Source organism: Actinoplanes sp. NPDC051633 (assembly GCF_040681735.1).
Lineage (GTDB): Bacteria > Actinomycetota > Actinomycetes > Mycobacteriales > Micromonosporaceae > Actinoplanes.
Genome location: NZ_JBFAZH010000546.1, coordinates 1 through 5,192, shown reverse-complemented (window position 1 = coordinate 5,192; position 5,192 = coordinate 1). Strand labels below are relative to the sequence as shown.

General features: G+C 70.7%; 6 protein-coding genes. 2 read left to right on the top strand and 4 right to left on the bottom strand.

Features of this window, described 5'->3' with window-relative positions; genetic code table 11:
* The coding region (locus AB0M20_RS26210) for a hypothetical protein (RefSeq protein ID WP_364302529.1) at window positions 1-877 on the top strand (877 nt) is incomplete at its 5' end.
* A gap of 69 nt (window positions 878-946) precedes the next feature.
* Here the strand turns inward: AB0M20_RS26210 and AB0M20_RS26205 are convergent.
* From AB0M20_RS26205 to AB0M20_RS26190, 4 genes are read right to left on the bottom strand one after another with little or no spacing between them, the layout of a single operon-like run.
* Window positions 947-2,131 (bottom strand): ABC transporter permease, encoded by a 1,185-nt coding sequence (locus tag AB0M20_RS26205; protein WP_364302527.1) that lies wholly within the window; start codon window positions 2,129-2,131, stop codon window positions 947-949.
* On the bottom strand, window positions 2,128-2,814 hold the full coding sequence (locus tag AB0M20_RS26200) for an ABC transporter ATP-binding protein (RefSeq protein ID WP_364302525.1): 687 nt from the start codon (window positions 2,812-2,814) through the stop codon (window positions 2,128-2,130). The genes AB0M20_RS26205 and AB0M20_RS26200 overlap by 4 nt, the downstream gene beginning before the upstream one ends.
* A gap of 25 nt (window positions 2,815-2,839) precedes the next feature.
* Entirely contained in the window at window positions 2,840-3,943 is a 1,104-nt protein-coding gene (locus AB0M20_RS26195; protein ID WP_364302523.1) for a peptidoglycan-binding protein, read from the bottom strand.
* Window positions 3,940-4,503: a hypothetical protein gene (locus AB0M20_RS26190; protein WP_364302521.1), complete on the bottom strand. Its 564-nt coding sequence runs from the start codon at window positions 4,501-4,503 to the stop codon at window positions 3,940-3,942. Before AB0M20_RS26190 ends, AB0M20_RS26195 begins: the two co-directional genes overlap by 4 nt.
* Before the next feature lie 128 nt (window positions 4,504-4,631).
* On the opposite strand from AB0M20_RS26190, the gene AB0M20_RS26185 reads away from it, so the two are divergent.
* The coding region (locus tag AB0M20_RS26185; RefSeq protein WP_364302519.1) for a hypothetical protein at window positions 4,632-5,192 on the top strand (561 nt) is incomplete at its 3' end.

Sequence of the window (5,192 nt, the reverse complement as noted above, 5' to 3'; positions counted from 1 at the left end):
CGCGAAGCTCAAGACGTTGGTGGCCGGCGGCGAGTTGGGCGTCCACCTGCCGTTCCGCGAGAGCCGCGACCGCGTGTACCGGCGGTATGCCAAGGCCCGCCGTCTGGGATCGATCCGTCGGCATCAACTCACGGATCGGGGTGGCGATCTGTCGCTGGCGGTTACCACCACGACGCTTGACGACGCCCCCACCATCGAGTTCCAGCAGATGCTGTTCGTCCGTGGCGCCGAGCCGGAGAGGTCGGCCGTGCGGGCGCCGTTGAGCTGGATGGGTGAGCTGGTCACCTTCCTCGAGCATCGACTCGGCCGGCCGGAGGGGCCGCACACCGAGGATGAGCTGTTCGCCTGTTTCACCGAGCTGATCGGAGGCGAGGAGCTGGGCGTCGCCGCAGGACCAGAGAGCGCCGAGGCGGTGGCGCGGTTGTTCGCCGAGGCGGGCGCGCCATACGTGTTGTCCGCCGAGCGGAAACACACGCTGCTGTCGACGTACCGGGAGGCGACGGGCTGCGACTTCAGCCTGAGCCTGACGGTCGAGATCCAGCGCCGTCCCGGTGACGCGGTGCTGGTGGGCCTGCTGTTCACGGAGTACTACGACTACTCGGCGAGGCCGGGCGACTCGGGCCGCGAGTACGGCTACTCCGCACGGCTCGAGCCGTCGCCGGTTGACCTGGTGCTCAGTGGTCTGGAGCGCCGGCTGGGCTGGACGCCGGCGCCGGGAGAGCCGGATGAGCGCGTGGTGGCGTGCTTCCGGGCGATGCTCGACAACGGCGACCTGTCCGCCGCCCTGCCCCTGAAGGAGAACAGGGACAGGGCGGCCACGGTGCTCAAAGCCGTCGGCACCGTCAAGACCGACTCCTCAGTGTGGGTCAACAGCTGAAGTCTCGGCGAGTACGAGTGGGTTGATGTAGTCGCGGTAGCGCGGTGCAGCTTGGCCACGCCGCTCCGATTACATCGTGCGCAGCGCCTCGGTGGGGGACAGCCGTGCGGCGCGCATGGCGGGGTAAAGCCCGGCCAGCCCGCCGATCACCACCGCCAGGGCGAGGGCCGCGCCGATTGCTTCCGCCGGCACCAGCGTCTGCCAGCCCCGGGCGGTGGCCAGCCCGTAGGTGACCGCGGCGCCCAGCAGCACCCCGGTCACTCCGCCCGCCGCGCCGAGCAGCAGCGACTCCATGACGAACTGGACCGCCACATGCCGTCGGGTGGCACCCAGCGCGCGGCGCAGCCCGATCTCGCCGCGTCGTTCCAGCACCGAGATGACCAGTACGTTGGCGATGCCGATCCCGCCGACCAGCAGCGCGACCGCACCGAGGCCGAGCAGCAGGACGGTGGTGCCGCCGGTGACGGCGAGGCGTGCGGTGAGCGCTTCCGAGGGCCGGCTCACCGCGACCTCCTCCGGATGGACCGGGTTGCTGGCCCGGCCGAGCAGCCCGGCGACTTCGTCGGTGCGCTCGGTCTGCGCTCGTACGAAGATCCGGGTGGGGTTGCCCGCGTAGCCGAAGTGGGCGGTTGCGGCCGGTGCGCCGATCAGCGCCGAGGTGTCCAGTTCGGGGGCGAGTTCGACCGGTGCCAGGATGCCGACCACGGTGTACCAGTGGTCGTCGAGGTAAACCCGTGGCTGGCCGGTGACGTCGGGGATGCCCAGCACGCCGGCGGCGTAGTGGCCGAGCACCACCGTCGGGTATCGGGTCAGCGCGCCGTCCAGGAACCGGCCGTGCAGCAGTGTGCCGTCGAGGGTATCGAGCAGTTTCGGGTCGGTGACCCGGACCGACAGGCCGCCGGTGTGGCCGGTCGGGATCCGATCGTTGCGGTAGACGGGCACGTCCAGCGTCGCGGTGGCGGCCGAGGTGAGCACCCCGTCGGTACGGGCGACCGCGGTGCCCGCGGTGATCGGTAGTTCGGCCTCCTCGCCGCCCAGCTTCTTGCCGTTCGCCACGGTGAGCAGGTTGGTGCCGAGCCGGTCGATGCGGGCCAGCACGTCCGACTGGCTGGACCGGGTAACGCCGAGCACCGAGACCATGGCCGCGATGCCGATCGCCACCCCGAGGACGGAGAGCGCCGCCCGGCCGGGCCGCGACCGCAGGCCCACGGTGCTGACCGGCAATAGGTCGGCGGTCCGCAGCCGGGACTTCACGAGGCACCGCCGCTGTCGTGGACGACCTGGCCGTCGTGCAGGTCGACGCGTCGCCGCATGGCTGCGGCGACCCGGTCGTCGTGTGTGATCACCACGATGGTCACCCCGTCGGCGTTGAGTTCGGTGAGCAGGGCGATGATGCCCGCTCCGGTGGCCGAGTCCAGGTTGCCGGTGGGTTCGTCGGCGAGCACCACGGCGGGCCGGCCGACCAGCGCGCGGGCGATCGCCACCCGTTGGCGTTCTCCGCCGGAGAGGTGCGCGGCCGGGAAGTCGGTGCGATGGCTCAGGCCGACCCGATCCAGGGCGGCGCGCGCGGCCCGGCGGCGAACGGCTGCCGGCACGCCGCGGTAGAGCAGGCCGGTCGCCACGTTCTCCGCGGCGCTGAGCCGTTCGAGGAGGAAGAACTGCTGGAAGACGACGCCGAGCCGGTGGGCGCGTACGCCGGATAGTTGCCGGTCTCGTAGCTTCTCGACCGGGTGGCCGGTGATCCGGACCGAGCCGCTGGACGGGCGGTCCAGGCCGGCGGCGAGGTTGAGCAATGTGGTCTTGCCGGAGCCGGACGGTCCGGCGACCGCGACCAGTTCGCCGCTGTGCACGGTGAGGGTGACGCCGCGCAGGGACTCCACCGGCGGGGTGCCGGGGTAGACCTTACGCGCCTCGATCAGTTCCAGGACCGCCGTCATGCTGTGCCCCGTTCGGTGCAGTCGGTCATGACGCCGGCACCTCCACCTGCTGGCCGACGCTGAGACCTTCGGTGATCTCCACTTGGCCGGAGTTCTCGTCGAAGACGCCCGGCGTCACCGGGACCGCCGACCCGTCGGCCAGGCGGACCTGGTAGCCGCCACCAGGCCGGGCGAGCAGGGCGGCGATCGGGATCAGCAGCACGTCGCGGCGCTCGCCGGTGACGATGTCGACGCTGACCGGCGCCTGGTCCAGGCCGAAGCCGCGGGGCGGGCGGATCGCGATGGTGAGCGGGACCGTCGCCTGATCAGGGTCCGGTGGTCCCTGCTGGCCGTTGTTGTCCTCCCCGGCGGCCACCGTCGCCACCTGCCCGATCTCGGTGACCCGCCCGGCGATCGGGTCGGTGTCCGGCAGCGAGACCTCCACCTGGTTGCCGACGCGTACGCTGCCGCGTTGGGAGGTGTCCAGCGTGGCGATCACCGCCCGGGTTGTCGAGGTGCCGGTGAGCACAGTCGCCCCGGGCGCCACGGCGGCGCCGACCCGGATCGGGCTTGCGGTGACCCGCAGCGGCGCGGCCAGGAAGGCGACCTCACCCTGGGCGAGCCGTCCGGTGCGCTGCCAGGACCTGCGGCCCCAGGACGCCTGCCAACGACGGATCGCCGCGGCGGTGGTGCTGCTGAAGTGCCGGTCCACGGTGATCCGCCGGTGCGGGTCGAAGCCCATCGCGACCAGGTTCTGCTCGAGTTGGCGCACGTCCGGGCCGTTGCTCATGCCGTACCCGAAATCGCGGTAGGCCGGGACGGCACCGAGCAGCAGGCGGACCGGGGCGTCGGCCACCCGGTAGAGAACGCCGCCGCGGCCGATCGTGGCACCCGGGTGGGGCGCGGCGGTGAGCACTCCCGGCGCGCCCTGGTGGTCGACGGTGTAGGTGCCGGCGTAGCCGAGTACGCCGCTGAGCTGCGTCTGCTCGGTGAGCGTGCCCTTGGTGACCTCGGCGCTGCCGGTCGCGATCGCGGCGACCGGCGCCTCGGCGGCGTTCGGTTCGGCGCGGGTGGCGTACGCGACGCCGGCGGTCAGCGGAGCGGCCACGGCGACCGCGAGGACCGCGCCGGTTGCGCGCCGGCGCCTCATTTCTTGCCCCCGCCGCCGGTGACCTTGATCGGACCGTCCCAGAGGTGCTTACAGGCTTCGTCCGCGACGTCCCGCTTGCGGTTCGAGGTGCCGTTGGCCAGCGATGTGCCGGTGAAGTCGAAGGTGCCGCTCTTGTCCGGGTCGGGGAAATCCGGGAAGCCGTGTTGGCGGAAGCACTTGGCGTACTCGGTGAGCTTGCGCAGATCCTCCGGAGAGACCTGCTCCTTCGGCCGGAAGGCGTTCGCGGGATATTTGTCCTCGAATGACTTGCACTTGTCGATGATTCCGGGATGTTTTTCCAGGTCACTCTTCCACTCGTATCCGCCACGCGGCGGGAAGCTGAGGTAGCCCTCCGGGGTGACTTCCGCGTCCGGCATCCGGGGCATGCCGTTGTCACGCATGCATTTGACCCAGTCCTGGGCGAGGGCGAGTAGTTGTTGCCGGTTGGCTGAGGCGGACGCGGACGGATTGGCGGATCCACCGGGTGAGCCGCCGGTGCATCCGGCGATCCCGACGGTCAACATCGCGGTGAGAACGATTGTGGACGTTGTCTTTCTCATGGCTTCACGGTGGCCGTTCTGCCGGACCGAATCGTCAGACCCGGGTCGGTAATCGCGGCGCCGCCGGTACCGCGGATGTAGCACCAGAGTCTGACGCCGCTGGCGGCTTGGCTTCCTACGATGGGGGGATGCCGAGGTTCGTGCCGCGCCGCCTGATGACCGACGCTGCTCTGGCGCTCGCGTTGCTGGTGTCGACGCTGGGGCCCGGACTCGTGACCTGGCGCCTGGGCGCGACCAAGCCCGGCGACACGACGAGCTTCCTGGACCGGGCGCAACTCCCCGGGGACTACCCGTGGTGGCTGCTCACCGCATTGATCGTTGTCGGCGTGCTGCTCAGGCAGCAGCATCCCGTTGCGGCGCTCGTTCTCACCGGCGTCGGTACGCTCGGGCATCTGGCGTACGACACCAAGTTCCAACTGATCGATCTGGCGCTTCCGCTGGTGCTGTACAGCGTGGCTGCGACGGCCCGGCGTCGGCGGTTCTCGCTGGTCGCGCTGGCGCTCACCATGCTTTTGACGTATCTCGCGTTGATCGGAGGCCGTTTCCACACCGAGGGGGAGACGTCCGTAAAGTCGGCGAAGCAGGCCCAAGAGGCGAAGCAGGCCCAGGAGAAGGTCGAGCTGCCGGCCAAACTGACCCCGATGGACAAAGCGGACAAGCTGGTTGTGCCGGCGCCGCCTCCCTGGGTC

Excerpts from the sequence above, each read along its gene's own strand:
- AB0M20_RS26200 (WP_364302525.1), bottom strand. The coding sequence starts at position 2,814 with ATGACGGCGGTCCTGGAACTGATCGAGGCGCGTAAGGTCTACCCCGGC.
- AB0M20_RS26195 (WP_364302523.1), bottom strand. The coding sequence starts at position 3,943 with ATGAGGCGCCGGCGCGCAACCGGCGCGGTCCTCGCGGTCGCCGTGGCC.
- AB0M20_RS26190 (WP_364302521.1), bottom strand. The coding sequence starts at position 4,503 with ATGAGAAAGACAACGTCCACAATCGTTCTCACCGCGATGTTGACCGTC.